Origin of the sequence: Pseudomonas sp. AF03-9, from assembly GCF_020515815.1 — a bacterium.
Taxonomy (GTDB): Bacteria; Pseudomonadota; Gammaproteobacteria; order Pseudomonadales; family Pseudomonadaceae; genus Aquipseudomonas.
Map to the genome: position 1 here is coordinate 116867 of NZ_JAHPJF010000006.1, position 20565 is coordinate 137431.

A 20565-nucleotide genomic window follows, 5' to 3' on the forward strand; every position below is an offset into this window, starting at 1 on the left:
AGTGCGTGTCGCACGCCAGTCCAGCCAACCCGCAGGATCACAGCTTGTCCAAAGTCACGCCGCCTACTCCCCTACGCGCCGCTCATATCGCGCCGGGAGCGCCCCTGCATGGCACCTTGAAAGGCGCGTTGGCGACGCTCGTCCTTTTGTTGCTCGCGCTTTTGTTCTGGCAACTGCTGGACCAGTTGCAGCAAAACCAGAAAAACCAGCAGCAATACACCATCGACTACAGCGCCGACCTGGCTGAGCAGATCAGCCTGAACATGGCCCTGAGCGCAAAAATCGCCCTGAACCTGCTACCGATGGTCGAGCCGCCGCGCAACAGCGAACAGCAGCAGGCCCTGGTGCATACGTTGCAGCGCTCCCTGCCGGAGTTGCGCAGCATCGCCTTGCTGGCCCCCAGCGGCGCAATGATCAGCGACAGCGCCAGTGACAGCCAGGACGCGGCCTGGCTCGAAGAGCTGGTGCAACGCAGCCATTCCCAGCCTTACTACCTGAGCAACAGCAACGACGGCACGATCATCTATCTGTTGCTGCACCAGCCAACTGGCGGCTCGCGGGTGTATTGGGTGTTGCGCCTGGCGCCCGCCTACCTGGTCAACCTGACTCGCCAGGATGGCCAGGGCCAGCGACCGACGTGGGCCATCGAGAACCGCATCAATCACCGCGTGGTCGGCCGTGACAGCGGCATGCCGGCGCAATGGGCCGTGGCGCTGACCCCGGACGAATTGAATAAAAGTGTACTCATCACCCCCCTGAGCAAAAGCGACTGGCAATTGCGCGGCCTGTTCGACCGCAATGCCGTGCTGGAAGAACTGCTGCCCGCCTTCATCGGCAAGTGCCTGCTCGGCCTCGCGTTCTCGCTGATCCCGGTATTCGTGCTGGTCAACATGCGCCGCCGCCAGCGCCAGGTGCATGAAGGTCGGCGGCGCTACCAGGATATTTTCGAGGGCACCGGCGTGGCCCTGTGCGTGCTGGACCTGTCGGGACTGAACACGTTCTTTGACAAGGCCAGGCTGCAAACCCGCGAACAATTGCACGACTGGCTACAAGGCAACCGCGAACAGCGCCAGCAACTGCTCAGGGAACTGCGCATCACCGAGGTCAACCAGGTCGCAGTGCGCTTGCTCAACGTCGGCTCATGCGATGAAGCCTGGGAACGCCTGATCGATGACTGCCCGCACAACGCCACGGCCATCGGCTACCAGGTGCTGGAAGCGGTGCTGACCCAGCAGAAGCAGTTGGAGCTGGAAATCCACCTCAACGATGTCGCCGGCAATGACCAATACCTGTGGCTGGTGATGCGCCTGCCGGAGCAGCAGGACGACTTCAAGGCGGTGATCCTGAGCATCAGCGACATCACCAGCCGCAAGCTGATCGAGCTGTCACTGGTGGAACGCGAGAGTTTCTGGTCGGACGTGGTCCGCACCGTGCCCGACCACCTGTATGTGCAGGACGTGATCAGCCAGCGCATGATTTTCAGCAACCATCACCTGGGCCACACCCTCGGCTACAACAAAGCCGAACTGCTGCAAATGGGCGAGTATTTCTGGGAAATCCTGCTGCACCCCGAAGACGCCGAGCGCTACCACGACTTGCGCCAACAACAGCGCCAGGCCAGTTATTCGACCCAGTTGCAATGCCAGTTACGCTTCCGCCACCGCAACAACCAGTGGCGCCGCTTCGAAATTCGCGAGCAGGCCCTGGCGCGGGACAAGGCGGCGCAGGTCACGCGGATCATCGGCGTGGCCAAGGACATCACCGACCAGATCGAAGCCAGTGAATCCCTGCGCGACAGCGAGCAGCGCTACCGCATGCTCGCCGAAAGCATCAGCGACGTGATCTGCTCCACCGACAGCCAACTGGCCCTCAACTACATCAGCCCGTCGGTCAACGCGGTGCTGGGCTACGACGTGGACTGGGTGTTCAAGAACGGCTGGCAGTCGATCATCGCCAACCCGCAGCAACTGACCGGCATCTACAGCCTGGTGGAACAGGTCAGCCGCGCCCTCGGTGATACCGACGCGCTGGCCAGGCTGCGCGACGAAGCGCGGACCCAGCTGTTCCTGTTCGATTGCCTGCGCGCCGACGGGCGCAAAGTGCCGATCGAATTGCGCCTGGTGCTGGTGTGGGATGAACACGGCACGTTCGAAGGCATCCTTGGCGTCGGCCGCGACATCAGCCAGCAACGCCGCGCCGAGAAAGACCTGCGCATGGCGGCCACGGTATTCGAACACTCCACCTCGGCGATCCTGATCACCGACCCGGCCGGCTATATCGTCCAGGCCAACGACGCATTCACCCGCGTCAGCGGCTACAGCGTGGCCGACGTGCTCGACCAGTTGCCGAACATGCTCACCGTCGACGAACAGCAAGAAGCCCATCTGCGCTACGTGCTCAAGCAGTTGCACCAGCACAGCACCTGGGAAGGCGAAGTGTGGCTCAAACGCCGCAACGGCGAGCATTACCCGGCCTGGGTCGGCATTACCGCCGTGTTCGACGACGAAGGCGACCTGGCCAGCTACGTGTGCTTCTTCAGCGACATCAGCGAGCGCAAGGCCAGTGAGCAGCGTATCCACCGCCTGGCCTACTACGACGCCCTGACCCACCTGCCCAACCGCACGCTGTTCCAGGACCGCCTGCACACCGCGTTGCAATCGGCCGAACGGCAGAAGTCGTGGGTCGTGCTGATGTTCCTCGACCTCGACCGCTTCAAGCCGATCAACGATTCCCTGGGCCACGCCGCCGGCGACCGCATGCTCAAGGAAATGGCCACGCGCCTGCTTGGCTGCGTCGCCGAAGACGACACCGTGGCGCGCATGGGTGGCGACGAGTTCACCTTGCTGCTGCAACCGCGCATCAGCCGCGAAATGGCACTGAACCGCGCGATCCACGTGGCCGAACAGATCCTCGCCAGCCTGGTGAAGCCGTTTGTGCTCGAAGGCCGCGAATTCTTCGTCACCGCCAGTATCGGCATTGCCCTCAGCCCGCAGGACGGCAACGAGCTGAGCCAGCTGATGAAAAACGCCGACACGGCGATGTATCACGCCAAGGAACGCGGCAAGAACAACTTCCAGTTCTACCAGGCCGACATGAACGCCAGCGCCCTGGAGCGCCTGGAGCTGGAAAGCGACCTGCGCCATGCCCTGGACCAGAACGAGTTCGTGCTCTATTACCAGCCGCAGTTCAGCGGCGACGGCAAGCGCCTGACCGGCGCCGAAGCCTTGCTGCGCTGGCGTCATCCGCGTCGCGGGCTGGTGCCGCCGGGGGACTTCATCCCGGTGCTGGAGGAGTTGGGCCTGGTGGTGGATGTGGGCGACTGGGTAATCAGCGAGGCGTGCCGCCAGCTCAAGACCTGGCACCAGAACAAGGTGCGCGTGCCGAAAGTCTCGGTGAACATCTCGGCGCGGCAGTTCTCCGACGGCCAGTTGGGCGAACGCATCGCCAGCATCCTGGAAGACACCGGCCTGCCGCCGGCGTGCCTGGAACTGGAGCTGACCGAAAGCATCCTGATGCGCGAAGTCAACGAAGCCCTGCACATCCTCGACGGCCTGAAAAACCTGGGCCTGAGCATTGCGGTCGACGACTTCGGCACGGGTTACTCGTCGCTCAACTACCTCAAGCAATTCCCCATCGACGTGCTGAAGATCGACCGCACCTTTGTCGACGGCCTGCCGTCTGGCGAACAGGACGCCCAGATCGCCCGCGCCATTATCGCCATGGCCCACAGCCTGAACCTGGCGGTGATCGCCGAAGGCGTGGAAACCCATGAGCAACTCGACTTCCTGCGTGAGCATGGTTGCGATGAAGTGCAGGGCTACCTGTTTGGACGGCCGATGCCGGCGAGCCGGTTTGAAGCGCAGTTCAGCAATGATGCGCTGTTCATGTTCGACTGAGACTTTGTGGTGAGGCTGCTGGCCTCTTCGCGAGCAAGCCCGCTCCCACATTCGTCCGCATTTCAAAGTTGGAACTCGGTCAAATGTGGGAGCGGGCTTGCTCGCGAAGAGGCCCTCACAGCCACCACCCATCCCCAGATGAGCCCCACTTGTCCGCGACATGACGTCCTTTCATATGCCATCTAAAAGCGGTTGGGTTAGAATGCCCTCCTTTTCTGCCCCCGATCCTTGAGGACCGCCATGTTCAGCCGTGATTTGACTATTGCCAAGTACGACGCCGATCTCTTCGCCGCCATGGAGCAAGAAGCCGTGCGCCAGGAAGAGCACATCGAGCTGATCGCTTCGGAAAACTACACCAGCCCAGCGGTCATGGAGGCTCAGGGTTCGGTTCTGACCAACAAGTACGCCGAAGGCTACCCAGGCAAGCGCTACTACGGCGGTTGCGAGTACGTCGACGTGGTTGAGCAACTGGCCATCGACCGTGCAAAAGAACTGTTCGGCGCCGATTACGCCAACGTCCAGCCGCATGCCGGTTCCCAAGCCAACAGCGCCGTGTACCTGGCCCTGCTGCAAGCGGGCGACACCATCCTGGGCATGAGCCTGGCCCACGGCGGTCACCTGACCCACGGCGCCACTGTTTCTTCCTCCGGCAAGCTGTACAACGCCGTTCAATACGGTATCGATGGCAACGGCCTGATCGACTACGACGAAGTCGAGCGCCTGGCTGTTGAACACAAGCCAAAAATGATCGTGGCCGGTTTCTCTGCCTACTCGCAGATCCTGGACTTCCCACGCTTCCGCGCTATCGCCGACAAGGTTGGCGCCTACCTGTTCGTCGACATGGCCCACGTGGCCGGTCTGGTCGCCGCTGGCGTCTACCCGAACCCGGTGCCTTTCGCTGACGTGGTCACCACCACTACCCACAAGACCCTGCGCGGTCCACGTGGCGGCCTGATCCTGGCTCGCGCCAACGCCGACATCGAGAAGAAGCTGAACTCCGCCGTATTCCCGGGCGCCCAGGGCGGCCCGCTGGAGCACGTGATCGCGGCCAAGGCGATCTGCTTCAAGGAAGCCTTGCAGCCTGAGTTCAAGGTCTACCAGCAACAAGTGGTCAAGAACGCCCAGGCCATGGCCAGCGTGTTCATCGAGCGCGGTTTTGACGTGGTTTCCGGCGGTACTGAAAACCACCTGTTCCTGCTGTCGCTGATCAAGCAGGAAATCTCCGGTAAAGATGCTGACGCTGCCCTGGGCAAAGCCTTCATCACCGTGAACAAAAACTCCGTGCCGAACGACCCACGTTCGCCGTTCGTCACTTCCGGCCTGCGCTTCGGCACCCCGGCTGTGACCACTCGTGGCTTCAAGGAAGCAGAGTGCAAGGAACTGGCAGGCTGGATCTGCGACATCCTGGCAGATCTTTCCAACGAAGCCGTGATCGACGCGGTACGTGAGAAGGTCAAGGCCATCTGCAAGAAGCTGCCGGTGTACGGCGCTTGATTGCAGTTGCTTGAATGAAAAGCCCGGCTCTTGAGCCGGGCTTTTTTGTGCCTGAAACACTGCTTTCTCAGCCTGAAATGCAATCTTTGTGTGGGAGCGGGCTTCAATTCAACGCTGGTAAACCTTCGCAAAACCTTCGCGGATTTTTTCCTCCGGCAATTCATCGGCAATAAACACAATCACACTCTCCCGCGCCTCGCCGTCCTCCCATTCGGTATCCCAGTCGAACCCGTAGAGCTTGAGCACGCCCTGGAACACCATCCTGCGATCCTCCCCGGCGATGTTCAGCACGCCCTTGTAGCGCAGCAGTTGCTTGCCGTGATCTTCCAGCAGCGCGTTCATGAACTCACTGAGACGGTCAATGTCCAGCGGCTGCTCGGTGCGCAGTACCAGGCTGGAGATACGGTCGATGGACGGCGCCTTGCTGACCGGGCGCAGGCTCATGCCGGCGTTGAGGTTGAAGCCGCGCACATCGAGCAATTCGGCCAGGTCGATGGTGCCGTGATCGACCACCCGAATCGGCGCCCGACGGTTGATGCGGGTCAGGCGCTCGCTGAGGGCGTCAAAGGTGGCGTCATCCACCAGATCGCGCTTGCTCACCAGCAGGCGGTCGGCAAAGCCGATCTGGGCCTGGGCGATGGTCTGGGTCAGGTGGTGCTCGGCGTGGGCCGCGTCCACCAGGGTGATGATGCCGTCGAGGATGTAGCGCTCACGCAGTTCCTCGTCGATGAAAAAGGTCTGTGCCACCGGCGCCGGGTCGGCCAGGCCGGTGGTCTCGATCACCAGGCGGTCGAAGGCAATTTCGCCGCTGTCCAGGCGTTCGAGCAGCAGGTACAGGGCCTTGGTCAGGTCGGTGTGGATGGTGCAGCACACGCAGCCGTTGGACAGGGTCATGACTTGCACCGGCTCATCGCCCAACAGTTGGGTGTCGATACCGGCATCACTGAATTCGTTTTCGATCACGGCGATTTTCAGGCCGTGCTCGGCTTTGAGCAGGTGACGCAGCAAGGTGGTCTTGCCGGCGCCGAGGAAGCCACTGAGGATGGTTACGGGGATGGGAGAGGACAAAGACAGTTCTCCTTATAACTGAAGGAACACAAAACAAATGTGGGAGCGGGCTTGCTCGCGAAAGCAATGTGTCAGCCAGCACATACATCAACTGACAAACCGCTTTCGCGAGCAAGCCCGCTCCCACATGGGATCACCGCCAGCCCGGGCTACCGGGTCAACAGCACTTGGGCCCACCCTTGCCACCGTAACGGGCTTCCTGGCGTTCCCGGAAGAACGCCTTGTAGTCCATCACCGGTTTGTCCGGGTGCTTGGTTTGCATATGCTCGACGTACGTGTCGTAGTCGGGCATGCCGACCATCAGGCGCGCGGCCTGACCGAGGTATTTACCGAGGCGACTGATGTCATTGAACATGGCTGCAATCCTCTATCACGCGTCCGGCAGGGCCTGGAACGGGGCTTCTTTATCCGTACGCTCTTTGTTGCCCCAGGCGGCTACGCCGACCTTGAGCGCATAGAACAGGATGCTGAACACCACGAACAAGAACATCGCCGTCAGCGTTGCGTTGGTGTACGCGTTGTAGATCACGTGCTGCATCTGGTCGATGTTCTTCGCCGGGGCGAGGATCTGGCCATTGGCCAATGCATCGCTGTACTTCTTCGCCAGCGACAGGAAGCCGATCGCCGGGTTGGCGTCGAACAGCTTGATGAAGCCTGCGGTAGTGGTGCAGATCAGCAGCCAGACTGCCGGCAGCATGGTCACCCAGATGTAGCGTTGGCGTTTCATTTTGATCAGCACGACGGTCGCCAGCATCAGCGCGATACCCGCGAGCATCTGGTTGGAGATACCAAACAGCGGCCACAAGGTGTTGATGCCGCCCAGTGGGTCGATCACGCCTTGGTACAGCAGGTAACCCCACATGGCCACGCAACCGGCAGTCGCGATCAGGTTGGCGGTCCACGATTCGGTGCGTTTGAGCGAAGGCACGAAGGAGCCGAGCAGGTCCTGCAACATGAAGCGACCGGCGCGGGTACCGGCGTCAACCGCCGTCAGGATGAACAGCGCTTCGAACAGGATCGCGAAGTGATACCAGAACGCCATGGTGTTTTCACCCGGCAGCACACTGTGCAGGATCTGCGCGATACCCACGGCCAGGGTCGGCGCACCGCCGGCACGGGCCAGGATGGTGGTTTCACCGATGTCATGGGCGACGGCTTGCAGCGCCTCCGGGGTAATCGCAAACCCCCAGCTGCTGACGGTTTGAGCAACGGCAACGACATCGGCACCGACCACGGCGGCCGGGCTGTTCATGGCGAAGTACACGCCAGGCTCGATCACCGAAGCCGCAACCATCGCCATGATGGCCACGAACGACTCCATCAACATGCCGCCGTAACCGATGTAGCGGGCGTTGGTTTCGTTATCCAGCAGCTTGGGCGTGGTGCCCGAGGAGATCAGCGCGTGGAAACCCGAGACCGCGCCACAGGCAATGGTGATGAACAGGAACGGGAACAGGCCGCCCTTCCACACCGGGCCGGTGCCGTCGATGAACTGGGTCAGCGCGGGCATTTTCAGCTCTGGCATGGTGACCAGGATGCCGATGGCCAGGGCGATGATGGTGCCGATTTTCAGGAAGGTCGACAGGTAGTCACGCGGCGCCAGGATCAGCCATACCGGCAGTACCGCCGCGACGAAACCGTAGCCGATCAGCATCCAGGTGATTTGAATGCCGGTGAAGGTGAAAGCCTTGGCCCACACCGGGTCAGCGGCAATCTGCCCGCCCAGCCAGATCGAACCCAGCAGCAACAGCACGCCGATGATCGAGATTTCACCAATGCGGCCCGGGCGGATGTAGCGCATGTACACGCCCATGAACATCGCAATCGGGATGGTCGCCATCACCGTGAAGATGCCCCACGGGCTCTCGGCCAGGGCCTTGACCACGATCAGCGCCAGCACCGCAAGGATGATGATCATGATCAGGAAGCAGCCGAACAGCGCGATAGTCCCCGGAATGCGGCCCATCTCTTCGCGGACCATATCCCCCAGGGAACGGCCGTTGCGCCGAGTGGACAGGAACAGGACCATGAAGTCCTGCACCGCGCCGGCCAGTACCACACCGGCAATCAGCCAGAGCGTACCGGGCAGGTAGCCCATTTGTGCCGCCAGCACCGGGCCGACCAAGGGGCCTGCACCGGCAATCGCCGCAAAGTGGTGACCGAAAAGGATATGTTTGTTGGTCGGCACATAGTCCAGACCGTCGTTGTTGATCACTGCGGGGGTGGCCCGCCGTGGATCGAGTTGCATCACGTTATTCGCGATGAACAGGCTGTAGTAGCGGTATGCAACCAGGTAGATGGCCACAGCAGCGACCACAATCCACAAGGCGTTGATCGCCTCGCCGCGGCGCAAGGCCACTACGCCAAGGGCGCACGCTCCTACGATTGCCAGCACCAGCCAGGGTAGGTGGCGTAGCAGGCTATTATTATTTTTCATTTTTATATTCCAGCCAGGGTGGACAGAAAGGACAGCCGCTCCGAGTTTAGCGCTGTTGGCTTTAAAGACCACCCCCCTACGTTGGTCTAGAGCCTTCAGCGGGCAAAAAAAGCAGAAATACCAGCCCAATAATGGCGCAGGGCTACAATCCTTCTATCTCCAGAGGGCTTCACCATGACCGAGCAACCGTCTGACCGCCGCCGTTTCCGCAGGATCGCCTTTGACGCCAAGACTGAACTGCGGCAGAACGGCCGGGAATGGCCAGTGCAATTGGTGGATCTGTCGCTAAAGGGGCTGTTGGTACAACGGCCCGAGGACTGGAAGGGCAACAAAGCGTTGCCGTTCGACGTCGACATACGCCTGGACCCCAAGGCCCATATCAAGATGCAGGTACGACTGGCCCATGATGATCGCGGCCAGTTGGGCTTTGTGTGCAAAGACATCGACCTGGAGTCGATCAGCCACCTGCGGCGGCTGATCGAGTTGAATCTGGGCGACCAGGAAGAGTTGGAGCGGGAGCTGGGGGCGCTGCTGGAGGTGTGAGGGCTCAGGGAAATGCCGTACGTGCCGGGAAGTCGCTTTCCGTGTCCCAGTAACCCGCTTTCTGCGTGGATGCCCCATGCCACTGCCCCCCTACCCAACGGTAGGTCTGGTAGCGCGTGGCAAAATCATCGTCACCGTCGCCGTCCATGAATGACGAGACTTGCAAGAGTTCATCCGCACCGCCGCCAGCAGGCGTCGAAACCTTCCAGGCCGCCTTGCCGGTGCTGGCCAGGATAAGTGGCTTGAATTTGCCATCCGCGTCCTGGTAGCCCACCGGCTCCAGTTGCCGCTTGGCAGGCAGCAACAATTGCGTGGCCGGGCCGCTGTAGCTGCCCATAGGGGCGGTCTGGTCGATGGTCAAAAAATACACGGGCTCCGGCTGCCCGTTGAGCGCGGCTTTCTTGACCTTGGCCAGCGGGTAGCCGAGGTCCTTGTGCGCTATCACCGCGCCGGAGGCCGACACCAACCGCACCTGGGCCTCTCGCAACGGGTTTTCAACCAGATCACCGGGCTCGTCGAACGAGTCTTCATCCAGCCCGCTGCCCCAGCTGTCCTTGTGCAATTGGGCGCTGATGCGCTGGTCTTCCAGCACCTGCAAGCTGCTGCCCTCTTGGGTAACCAGCGTTTGTGCCAGCCGATACCCCGCTGGCACGTCGGCCCGCGCCATGGCGGGCAATCCGGCCAAGGTCATGAACAGGGCAAGCACGCCCCAGCGATTCATTCGTTGCATGACGCCTATCCCTGAGTTATTCAAAAAGTGCATCCAATGCCTGTTCCAGGCGGGTCACCCCAATAATCTGTATCCCCGGTGGCGACTCCTTCGGCGCGTTGCCCTTGGGTACGATCGCACGCTTGAAGCCGTGCTTGGCGGCTTCCTTCAAGCGCTCCTGGCCACTAGGGACGGGCCGCACTTCGCCAGACAGGCCCACCTCACCAAACACCAACAGGTCGTGAGGCAACGGCCGGTTACGCAAACTGGACATCACCGCCGCCATCAACGCCAGGTCAGACGCGGTCTCCAGCACCTTGACCCCGCCCACCACGTTGAGGAACACATCCTGGTCGTGGGTCGGAATGCCGCCGTGCCGGTGCAATACCGCCAGCAGCATGGCCAAGCGGTTCTGATCCAGGCCCAGCGTGACACGCCGGGGGTTGGCCAGATGGCTGTCATCCACCAGCGCCTGCACCTCCACCAACATCGGCCGGGTGCCTTCCCACGTCGCCATCACCACACTGCCCGGGACTTCTTCCTGGGCACGGGTCAGAAAAATCGCGGAGGGGTTGGAGACTTCTTTCAGCCCCCGGTCGGTCATGGCAAATACACCCAACTCGTTCACCGCACCGAAGCGGTTCTTCACCGCCCGCAGCAAACGCAGGCGGCCGTCGGATTCGCCCTCGAAATACAACACGGTGTCGACCATATGCTCCAACACCCGTGGCCCGGCCAGTGCGCCTTCCTTGGTCACGTGGCCCACCAGGAAGATCGCCGTGCCGCTCTGCTTGGCATAACGCACCAGCAGCGCCGCACTCTCGCGCACCTGGGACACGCCGCCCGGTGCCGATTGCAGTTGCTCGGTGAAAATGGTCTGGATCGAGTCGATCACCATGACCTTGGGCTTTTCGATACGCGCCGTGGCGATGATGCTTTCGATGCAGGTTTCGGTCATCACCCGCAGTTGGTCCTGGGGCAAACCCAGGCGACGGGCGCGCATGGCCACTTGTTGCTGGGATTCTTCGCCGGTGACATACAGCGCCGGCATGCGGCTGGCGATGCTGCACAGGGTTTGCAGCAGGATGGTCGACTTGCCGATGCCGGGATCGCCGCCGATCAACACGACCGAGCCGTCCACCAGGCCGCCGCCGAGCACGCGGTCCAGTTCGCCGGACGCGGTGGAAAAACGCGGGATCTCTTCGACGCTGACTTCGGCCAGGGTCTTGATCTGCGCCTGTTGCCCGGTCCAGCCCGCACGACCGGTGGGGGCTGCCGCGCCGCCGCTTTCGATCATGGTTTCGGTGAGGGTGTTCCACGCACCGCATTCACCGCACTGGCCGGCCCATTTGGGAAAGGTCGCGCCGCACTCCGTGCAGCCGTACATGCGCTTGGCCTTTGCCATATGAGAACCTCCAACCGAAAAACCGCGATGATAGCTCAGCGCGGCGTCGGGGTCCGGATTTCACCGTCAGCCAATCGTGAAGCACTGTTGCCGGCCGGGTCTTCAGCGTTGAGGTCGGCGCCCTTGGCTTTGAGCGCGTCCAGCAACTCGATGCGCTTGAACAGCCCGGCGTACATCGCCGCCGTCTGCCCGGCGCCGTTGCGTTGGTCGGGGTTGCAGTCGGTGGCCAGCAGACGCTGGGCGATTTTCAGCTCGCCCTTGAAGATCGCGCCCATCAGCGCAGTGTTGCCGCGGTTGTCCTGCACGCAGGCGTCGGCGCCAGCCTCGAGCAGGCGCTCCACAAAGGGTGCCTGGCCGTGATAGGCGGCGAGGATCAGCGCGGTGTAGCCCTTGTCGTCCCGGGTGTTGAGGCTGTAGCCGGAGTCGATAAACGTGTTGAGCATGTCGAGGTCGCCACGGCGGGCGGCGTCGAAATAGTAGTCCTGCAACTGCGCCTTGAGCGCCGCCGGGTCAGGGGACTCGGCCTGGGCGACAAAGGCCAGCATGGCCATCAGTAGGCCGATAGAAATACGCATGGGTGTTCTCCTGCCAAAGGTCGACGCCCGCTCACGGGCGCCGACCACAACCAACGGATCAGTCAGTCAGTTTTTCTGCCAGCGCCTTCACGCGCGCCAAGTCACCCTTGGCGACCTTGGCCACGCCGGTGCCGTACTCCGGATCAGCCTTGTAGAGGAACGACAGGATGATGTGCTTGCTCTCGTCATCGGTGGTGGCCAGGGAGCCGCCGAAGTTGTCGATCAAGTCCTGACGCTCTTTCTTGCTGTAGGAACGGTACAAATCGCCGGCCTGCTTGAAGTTCTGCTCACGCTGGATCTTCGCCTGCTGGGTGCTGCCCACCAGCGCCGACTGGCTGTAGCGCGCGGTTTGCGGCTCTTGCCGCGGCTCGAGGCGGCTTGGCTGATAGTTCACGCCGCTGCTGGTCTTGCCAAGGTTCATCGCCCCATCCTGGTTACCGTTGTTGACGGCCACCCGTGGCGCGTTGATCGGCAGTTGCAGGGCATTGGCGCCCAGGCGGTACATTTGGGTGTCGGCGTAGGAGAACACCCGGCCTTGCAGCAGGCGGTCTTCCGACGGTTCGATGCCAGGCACCAGGTTGGCCGGGGCCATGGCCACTTGCTCGGTCTCCTGGAAGACGTTGGCCGGGTTGCGGTTCAACACCATTTGCCCGACTTTGCGCTCAGGCACGTTCGGCCAGATCTTGGTGGCATCCAACGGGTCAAAGTCGAACTTGGCCAGGTCTTCAGGCTTGAGCACCTGCACGTACAGGTCCCACTTGGGGAAATCGCCCTTGTTGATGTGGGTGACCAGGTCGTTGGTCATGTGGCTGTAGTCACGGCCCTGCACTTCGCTGACCTGCTTGGGATCGAGGTTCTTGATGCCTTGCAGGCTCTTCCAGTGGAACTTGACGTAGTGCACTTCACCCTTGGCGTTGATCAGCTTGTAGGCGTGCACACCGTTGCCGTCCATTTCGCGGTAGCTGGCTGGCGTACCGGAGTCGGAATACAGCTCGGTCAGCGTACGAGTCGCCTCCGGCACATGGGAGAAGAAGTCAAAGCGACGCGAATCGTCATCCAGGTTGGTACGCGGGTCCGGCTTGAAGGCGTGAACCATGTCCGGGAATTTGATGGCGTCGCGGATGAAGAACGTCGGGAAGTTGTTGCCTACCAGGTCCCAGTTGCCGTCAGCGGTGTAGAACTTGGTGGCAAAGCCGCGTGGGTCACGCAGGGTTTCCGGGGAGTGGTTGCCATGGACCACGGCGGAGAAGCGCACGAACACCGGGGTGGCTTCGCCGGCGGCGAACACCTTGGCCTTGGTCAGGTCGCTGAGGCTGTCAGTGACAGTAAAGGTGCCGTGGGCGCCAGTGCCACGCGCGTGTACGACGCGCTCGGGGATACGTTCGCGGTCGAAGCGCTGCAGTTTTTGAATCAGTTGCACGTCCTGAAACAGCACCGGGCCATTGGCGCCAGCGGTTTGCGAGTTCTGGTTATCGCCCACGGCAGCACCGTTGTCGCGGGTCAGGTTGGCGGCGTGTACAGACAGGGAAAGCAAGCTGGCGGTCACCAGTACCAGCGCGGATCGCGCTGCAACAGGCCCGCGGTTCATTGGGTTCTTCATCGAGGTTTCCTCTGGTTTTTTTAGTGCACATTCAGTTGTGCTTGCCAGAGGCTAGTGACCCGCGAGTCAGAAGATAAATAGAAAAGCCGTAACAACCCGATTGATAAAATAATCTGGTAAGCCACTGATTTGGCGCGTATTTCGCGCGCGATTGGTGGCACTTTGCAAACTATTTGCGTTTTAATGTGTCGATAAAAACTAACAGTGTTAACGGTTGTTTCAGGCAAGCCCTCTACGACTGACTTACACTGACCTCCACCCTCCTCATCTGTAACAAGGAATAACCTATGGGCGTGATCAGTGAGTTCAAGGCCTTCGCGGTCAAAGGTAATGTGGTCGACATGGCCGTCGGTATTATCATCGGCGCTGCCTTCGGCAAAATTGTTTCCTCGTTTGTAGGCGACGTGGTGATGCCTCCCATCGGTCTGTTGATCGGCGGCGTGGACTTCGGTGACTTGGCGATAACGCTCAAGGCCGCACAAGGCGATGTACCAGCCGTGGTGTTGGCGTACGGCAAGTTCATCCAGAGCGTGATCGACTTCGTGATCGTCGCGTTCGCGATCTTCATGGGCGTAAAGGCCATCAACCGCCTCAAGCGCGAAGAAGCCGTGGCCCCAAGCCTGCCGCCGACGCCGACCAAGGAGGAAGTGTTGCTGGGTGAGATCCGTGACCTGCTCAAGGCACAGAACGACAAGCCGCTTTAACAAAAAGCCGGCATGAAAAAGGCGCCTGCTTGAGGCGCCTTTTTTATTACCAGTAGTTTTCCACCGCCACCTGGCCTGGGCGTCGGCTCAGGCTCAGTTGCATGTCACGCTGTTTAAGCAACTGACGGGTGTCATCGACCATCTGCGGGTTGCCGCAAATCAGCACGCGGGAGTGCTCCGGCGTGAGTTCGACACCAGCGGCACGCTCCAACTCGCCATTCTCGATCAATGTGGTGATGCGCCCGTTCAACGCCCCCGGATGCTGCTCGCGGGTGACGATAGGGATGTAGGTGAGTTTGTGCGCGTACTCGGCCAGGTATTCACGCTCACCCAAGTCCTTGATCAGCGACTGGTAGGCCAGCTCCCGGGCTTCGCGAGCGCTGTAGACCAGGACGATGCGTTCAAATTTCTCCCAGACCTCAAAGTCCTGCAGGATCGACAGAAACGGCGCCACCCCGGTGCCGGTGCCCAGCAGCCACAGGTCACGCCCGTCGACAAAACGGTTGAGGGTCAGGAACCCCGTGGCCTGGCGCTCCACCATCAAGGTGTCGCCGACCTGCAAGCGGCTCAGCTCGCTGGTGAACTCACCGCCGGGCACCACGATGGAAAAAAAGTCCAGATGCTCGTCAAACGGCGATGACACGATGGAATAAGCGCGCCACACGGTGCTGCCATCGGCCTTGGTCACGCCCAGGCGCACGAACTGGCCGGCGGTAAAACGAAAGCCTGGGTCACGCGTGGTGCGCAGGGTGAAGAGGCTGGGGGTCAGCGATTGCACGTCGAGCAACGTCTGCCGGGTAAATTTCTCAGCACTGGCCGTCATGGGGAACTCCGTTTTGCACAGGCCCCTAGTGTCCCTCAAAGCCAGGCGCGCAAACACCGTTGTTTTGTACTGGCATTACCGCGCTCCAAAGCGGCTGCGACTAAAAACAGGATCAGACTGTTAATTTGGCGATACAACCGGGGGGAAATCACACCCACTAGTTGGGACTAACTATTTGGCTATTAACACTAACCCGCCAACACACCAGATCAAACTACCCCTCTAAGCAGCTATCAAATTGATACTACCCTCAAACCCTTAAATACAATAAAGATGCCCAGACAAACCGAATTACTTATACAAAACTCCAGGCAATGTACAGGCCAACAAGGCGTAAAAACACGATTCATATAACGTTTTTTTTGCTTTATTACGTAAGTCATGTCCTACACTAGTTTTCGTGCAGCAATGGGATCAGGACGTACCCAGGCCACGTAGAACCCCATGGAGATTTACCAATGGTGAACTGGCGAAATACTCGGCTCCCCAAACTGGAAGATAAAAGCGAGATCGAAACTGTCTTTGACATGGTCACCCACCATATCCATGAACTCGGCTTCCAATACTGCTCCTTTACGATGAGCTCTCAACTACCCAGCAACGACACCAAACCGATTCACATCAACAACTATCCAAATGAATGGAGCGCACTTTATCAACAAGCGCACTTCTTCGAAGTAGACCCGATAGTTGCGCACTGCAAACGCTGTGTACTTCCCATTGTCTGGGAGGAGAAGGCCTTCAACGCGACACCCGGCTTATGGTCGCTGGCCCAATCCCTCGGCGTGCATCAAGCATGGACCCAACCCGTGCACGACTTCCAGGGCATCTACAGCATGTTGACGTTGGGGCGCAGCAGCGGCGAGGTCAGCCCGCAAGAGTTGTATGAAAAGGCCGGCAACGTATTGTGGCTCTGCCATGCGATGCACGCGGTCGTTGCACAGCAATACGCAGACAGGTCCGGCATCAACGCTCCCACCACACTGACGTCGCGAGAAACGGAGATTCTCAAATGGTCAGGGATGGGCAAGACCGCGGAAGAAATCGCCAGCATTATCTCGATTTCGCCGCGTACGGTGGGCTTTCACATCAGCAGCGCACTCAAGAAGCTTGGCGTTACCAACAAGATCGCCGCCGTTCTTTGTGCGTCCAGGGCAGGGCTTTTCTAGCTGACGTAGAAACACCGCATGTAATCGCAGCGAAAAAAACGTAACATTTACGGCTAATTCTGAGTGATGAAGCAGCCCCCGGGTGTGGCTTCGTCGTTCACTCAGACGGTTTGGCCGATGCCCGCCGAACACCCATCGATGACCCAGAGCCTCCCCCGCCATGCCCCTGCTCGAAAGCCCCTTCGCCCAGCTCGATCTGATCCGCCAGCCAGAGCAACACAACGATCCGCTGCAAGCCTTCGACGCCGCCGACGAGTACCTGCTCAGCCATCTGGCGCAGCAACAACCAGACGCGGCCACCCGCGTACTGGTACTCAACGACAGCTTCGGCGCCCTGGCCGCCAGCCTTGTTGGCCAGGTGCAGGTGACGTCCAGCGGCGACTCGTTTCTCGCGGCCCAGGGCCTTGAGAAAAACCTGGTGCGCAACGGCCAGGCCTTCGATGCGGTGACCTTCATTCCGGCCAGCCAAACGCCAGGCGGGCCTTTCGACCGCGTACTGATCCGCGTGCCCAAGACCCTGGCGCTGCTGGAAGAACAACTGATCCGCCTGCAAGGCCAACTCGCACCGGGCGCCGAAGTGATCGCCGGGGCCATGATCAAGCACCTGCCGCGGGCAGCCGGGGAGTTGCTGGAGCGCTACATCGGCCCGATGCACGCCTCGCTCGCGGTCAAAAAGGCTCGCCTGTTGATCGCCACCGTTGAAGAGCGCCCCGCAGCGGTCTCGCCCTACCCAACCCGCTACACGCTGGATACCCCGGCTATCGAACTGCTCAACCACGCCAACGTGTTCTGCCGCGAAGGCCTGGACATCGGCACCCGCGCCTTCCTCCCGCACCTACCGAAAAACCTCGGCAACGCCCGCGTGGCCGACCTCGGCTGCGGCAATGGCGTGCTGGCGATTGCCAGCGCCCTGCAAAACCCCGAGGCGCAGTACACCCTGCTGGATGAGTCCTACATGGCCGTGCAATCGGCGCAGGAAAACTGGCACGCCGCCCTCGGCCAACGCGACGTGAACGTGCGCGCCGCCGATGGCCTGGCCGGCCAGGAGCCTGATTCGCTGGACGTGGTGCTGTGCAACCCGCCCTTCCACCAGCAGCAGGTGGTCGGCGACTTCCTCGCCTGGCGCATGTTCCAGCAGGCGCGCGAAGCGTTGGTGGTCGGTGGCGCCCTCTATATAGTCGGCAACCGTCATTTGGGTTATCACAGCAAATTGGCGCGGCTGTTCCGTGGTGTCGAACAAGTGGCCGCCACGCCGAAATTCGTCATCCTCAAAGCGCGCAAATAAAAAAACCCTGCTTCTCTCGCGAAAAGCAGGGTTGAAAAGCCGGGCGGTCAAGCCCGGTTGGGATGTCAGTGGGTGGTCAGGCCGGCCGCATTCATGAACATGCGCATCAGGCTGGCCACGACAAACAGGGCCAGCACGCTGCCGGTCCAGATCATCGCCAACCACCCCAGGCGCCGCCACAACGGCTGCTTCTCGGCCTGCTCAATCTCGTGCAACGAAGGTTTGCCGGACATGAAACGAGCCTCCTAGTGATAACCGTCTTCGTGGGTGACCTTGCCGCGGAACACGTAGTAGCTCCAGAAGGTGTAGCCCAGGATGAACGGGATGATGAACAGCGTGCCCACCAGCATGAAGCCCTGGCTTTGCGGCGGCGCGGCGGCGTCCCAGATCGACACGGATGGCGGAATGATGTTCGGCCACAAGCTGATCCCCAGGCCGCTGTAGCCGAGGAAGATCAGCACCAGCGTCAGCAGGAACGGCGTGTAATGCGCGTTGCGCGCCACCGCGCGGATCAGCCCGTACAAGGTCACCAGCACCAGGATCGGCACCGGCATGAACCAGAACAGGTTCGGCAGGGTGAACCAGCGCGAGGCGATTTCCGGGTGCGCCAGCGGCGTCCAGATACTGACGATGCCAATCACCGCCAACAGCCCGAAGGCCAACGGCCGCCCCAGGTTGTGCATCTTTTCCTGCAAGGGGCCTTCGGTCTTCATGATCAGCCAGGTGCAGCCCAGCAATGCATAGGCGACGATCAACGCCACACCGCAGAACATCGTGAACGGCGTCAGCCAATCCAACGAACCGCCGGCAAACTGGCGGTCTACCACCGGAATGCCGTCGATAAACGCCCCCAGCGCCACACCCTGGAAGAAGGTGGCCGCCAGCGAGCCGCCGATGAACGCCTTGTCCCACAGGTGACGCTTGGCGTCCTTGGCCTTGAAGCGGAACTCAAAGGCCACGCCGCGGAAGATCAGCCCGATCAGCATCAGGATCAGCGGCAGGTACAACGCCGACAACACCACCGAATAGGCCAGCGGGAAGGCGCCGAACAACGCCGCGCCGCCCAGTACCAGCCAGGTTTCGTTGCCGTCCCACACCGGGGCGACGGTGTTCATCATCACGTCACGGTCGGTCTTGCCGGGGATAAACGGAAAGAGGATACCGATACCCAGGTCGAAGCCGTCCATGACCACGTACATCATGATGCCGAAGATGATGATCACGGCCCAGATCAGCGGAAGATCAATACCCATCTCAATGCCCCTTGTGCTGGATGTCGACGTGGTCGTCGTCGGAGCCATCATCGGCCGCCGACAATGGACGCGCCGGTGTACGTTTCTGGCCAGGGCCACCGTGAGTCGGTTCGGTACTTTCGTGGGCCACCGGACCTTTGCGCACCAGGCGCATCATGTAGCCCAGGCCGGCGCCGAACAGCGCGAAGTACACCACCACGAACAGCACCAGGGTGATGGTCATCTGCGCCAGGCTATGCCCGGAGGACGCATCCGCCGTGCGCATCAACCCGTAGACCACCCACGGCTGACGGCCGATTTCGGTGGTGAACCAGCCGGCGAGAATCGCGATCAACCCGGACGGCCCCATCCATAACGCCAGGTACAGGAACGGCCTGGACGTGTACATCTTGCCGCCCCGGCGCAGCCAGAGGCTGAACAGGCCGGTGAAGATCATCAGGAAGCCCAGGCCGACCATGACCCGGAACGACCAGAACACGATGGTCGAGTTGGGGCGGTCTTGCGGCGGGAACTCCTTGAGGGCCGGTACCTGCTTGTCCAGGGAGTGGGTCAGGATCAGGCTGCCCAGGTACGGGATTTCCACGGCGTATTTGGTTTTTTCGGCCTTCATATCCGGCCAGCCGAACAGGATCAGCGGGGTCGGCTCGTTGCCGATGTTCTCCCAGTGGCCTTCAATCGCGGCGATTTTCGCCGGCTGGTGCTTCAAGGTGTTGAGGCCGTGGAAGTCGCCGATCACCGCCTGGATAGGCGCGACGATCAGGGCCATCCACATTGCCATCGAGAGCATTTTGCGGATCGCCGGGTTGTCTTTGCCCCGCAGCAAGTGCCAGGCCGCCGAGGAGCCGACGAAGAACGCGGTCGCCACGAAAGCCGCCGTGGCCATGTGCGCCAGGCGATACGGGAACGACGGGTTGAACACCACGGCGAACCAATCGGTCGGAATCACTCGGCCGTCGATGATTTCAAAGCCCTGGGGCGTCTGCATCCAGCTGTTGGACGAGAGGATCCAGAAGGTGGAGATCAACGTACCGATGGCCACCATCACGGTGGAGAAGAAGTGCAGGTTGCGCCCGACCTTGTTCCAGCCAAACAGCATCACCCCAAGGAAACCGGCCTCAAGGAAGAAGGCCGTAAGCACTTCGTACGTAAGCAGCGGCCCGGTGACGGCACCGGCGAAGTCCGAGAAGCGGCTCCAGTTGGTGCCGAACTGATAAGCCATGACCAAGCCGGAAACCACGCCCATGCCGAAGTTGACGGCAAAGATCTTCGACCAGAAATGGTAGAGGTCACGGTAGGTGTCGTTGCGGGTCTTGAGCCACAAACCTTCCAGCACCGCGAGGTAACTGGCCAGGCCGATGGTGATCGCCGGGAACAGGATGTGGAACGAGATGGTGAACGCGAATTGAATTCGGGCGAGATCTAGCGCCTCCAAACCGAACATAAGTCTTCCTCTGTCAGGTAATACCGGCTGCTGGCGGGAGCCTGCACCCACTGCCCCCACGGATATGGAGTGTGTCGAATTTCAATTCGTTCTTTTTTTAACCAACCACGTAGGGAATCTGGCCTCTCGGCCGCCAGGGCAATCCCCATGACGGGTTTTGATC

At 60.9% G+C, this 20565-nt stretch carries 17 protein-coding genes; 6 read left to right on the plus strand and 11 right to left on the minus strand.

Annotation, left to right across the window (positions count from 1 at the left end; all coding sequences use genetic code 11):
* Positions 1–44 precede the first annotated feature (44 nt).
* A complete protein-coding gene (locus LIY36_RS11570; RefSeq protein ID WP_226455763.1) occupies positions 45–3896 on the plus strand; it encodes a sensor domain-containing protein in 3852 nt (1283 codons plus the stop codon).
* 240 nt (positions 3897–4136) lie between these two features.
* Positions 4137–5390 (plus strand): serine hydroxymethyltransferase, encoded by a 1254-nt coding sequence (glyA, locus tag LIY36_RS11575; protein WP_192298967.1) that lies wholly within the window; start codon positions 4137–4139, stop codon positions 5388–5390.
* Between the two features lie 108 nt (positions 5391–5498).
* Here glyA and yjiA read toward each other — a convergent pair whose 3' ends face one another.
* From yjiA to LIY36_RS11590, 3 genes are all read right to left on the minus strand, one after another.
* Positions 5499–6458: a GTPase gene (gene yjiA, locus LIY36_RS11580; protein WP_226455764.1), complete on the minus strand. Its 960-nt coding sequence runs from the start codon at positions 6456–6458 to the stop codon at positions 5499–5501.
* Between the two features lie 157 nt (positions 6459–6615).
* Positions 6616–6813, minus strand: coding sequence for a YbdD/YjiX family protein (locus LIY36_RS11585; RefSeq protein WP_003194308.1), 198 nt, complete (start codon positions 6811–6813; stop codon positions 6616–6618).
* A 15-nt stretch (positions 6814–6828) separates the two neighbouring features.
* The gene (locus LIY36_RS11590) at positions 6829–8895 is read right to left on the minus strand and encodes a carbon starvation CstA family protein (protein WP_226455765.1); all 2067 of its coding nucleotides are present in this window, start codon (positions 8893–8895) and stop codon (positions 6829–6831) included.
* A 174-nt stretch (positions 8896–9069) separates the two neighbouring features.
* Between LIY36_RS11590 and LIY36_RS11595 the strand changes: the two genes are divergently transcribed.
* A complete protein-coding gene (locus LIY36_RS11595) occupies positions 9070–9438 on the plus strand; it encodes a PilZ domain-containing protein (RefSeq protein WP_226455766.1) in 369 nt (122 codons plus the stop codon).
* 4 nt (positions 9439–9442) lie between these two features.
* Here the strand turns inward: LIY36_RS11595 and LIY36_RS11600 are convergent, their stop codons facing one another.
* Genes LIY36_RS11600 through katB form a run of 4 tightly spaced genes read right to left on the minus strand, consistent with a single transcriptional unit; the run spans position 9443 to position 13727 of the window.
* A complete protein-coding gene (locus LIY36_RS11600) occupies positions 9443–10168 on the minus strand; it encodes a hypothetical protein (protein ID WP_226455767.1) in 726 nt (241 codons plus the stop codon).
* Between the two features lie 16 nt (positions 10169–10184).
* Positions 10185–11552: a DNA repair protein RadA gene (radA, locus tag LIY36_RS11605; RefSeq protein ID WP_017737417.1), complete on the minus strand. Its 1368-nt coding sequence runs from the start codon at positions 11550–11552 to the stop codon at positions 10185–10187.
* 35 nt (positions 11553–11587) lie between these two features.
* Positions 11588–12127, minus strand: a complete 540-nt coding sequence (locus LIY36_RS11610; protein ID WP_226455768.1) for an ankyrin repeat domain-containing protein — start codon at positions 12125–12127, stop codon at positions 11588–11590.
* A gap of 58 nt (positions 12128–12185) precedes the next feature.
* A complete protein-coding gene (gene katB / locus LIY36_RS11615; protein WP_226455769.1) occupies positions 12186–13727 on the minus strand; it encodes a catalase KatB in 1542 nt (513 codons plus the stop codon).
* Positions 13728–14014: 287 nt separating this feature from the next.
* On the opposite strand from katB, the gene mscL reads away from it, so the two are divergent.
* On the plus strand, positions 14015–14431 hold the full coding sequence (gene mscL / locus LIY36_RS11620; RefSeq protein WP_017737414.1) for a large-conductance mechanosensitive channel protein MscL: 417 nt from the start codon (positions 14015–14017) through the stop codon (positions 14429–14431).
* 46 nt (positions 14432–14477) lie between these two features.
* On the opposite strand, the gene LIY36_RS11625 is transcribed toward mscL, so the two are convergent.
* On the minus strand, positions 14478–15254 hold the full coding sequence (locus LIY36_RS11625; protein ID WP_192298974.1) for a ferredoxin--NADP reductase: 777 nt from the start codon (positions 15252–15254) through the stop codon (positions 14478–14480).
* Positions 15255–15712: 458 nt separating this feature from the next.
* On the opposite strand from LIY36_RS11625, the gene LIY36_RS11630 reads away from it, so the two are divergent.
* Positions 15713–16423, plus strand: a complete 711-nt coding sequence (locus LIY36_RS11630; RefSeq protein ID WP_192298975.1) for a helix-turn-helix transcriptional regulator — start codon at positions 15713–15715, stop codon at positions 16421–16423.
* A 160-nt stretch (positions 16424–16583) separates the two neighbouring features.
* Entirely contained in the window at positions 16584–17708 is a 1125-nt protein-coding gene (locus LIY36_RS11635; RefSeq protein ID WP_192298976.1) for a methyltransferase, read from the plus strand.
* Positions 17709–17773: 65 nt separating this feature from the next.
* Here LIY36_RS11635 and LIY36_RS11640 read toward each other — a convergent pair whose 3' ends face one another.
* From LIY36_RS11640 to LIY36_RS11650, 3 genes are read right to left on the minus strand one after another with little or no spacing between them, the layout of a single operon-like run.
* On the minus strand, positions 17774–17941 hold the full coding sequence (locus LIY36_RS11640; RefSeq protein ID WP_010206690.1) for a DUF2474 domain-containing protein: 168 nt from the start codon (positions 17939–17941) through the stop codon (positions 17774–17776).
* A 12-nt stretch (positions 17942–17953) separates the two neighbouring features.
* Positions 17954–18961 (minus strand): cytochrome d ubiquinol oxidase subunit II, encoded by a 1008-nt coding sequence (gene cydB / locus LIY36_RS11645; RefSeq protein ID WP_226455770.1) that lies wholly within the window; start codon positions 18959–18961, stop codon positions 17954–17956.
* A 1-nt stretch (position 18962) separates the two neighbouring features.
* A complete protein-coding gene (locus tag LIY36_RS11650; protein ID WP_192298978.1) occupies positions 18963–20402 on the minus strand; it encodes a cytochrome ubiquinol oxidase subunit I in 1440 nt (479 codons plus the stop codon).
* Between the last annotated feature and the right edge of the window lie 163 nt (positions 20403–20565).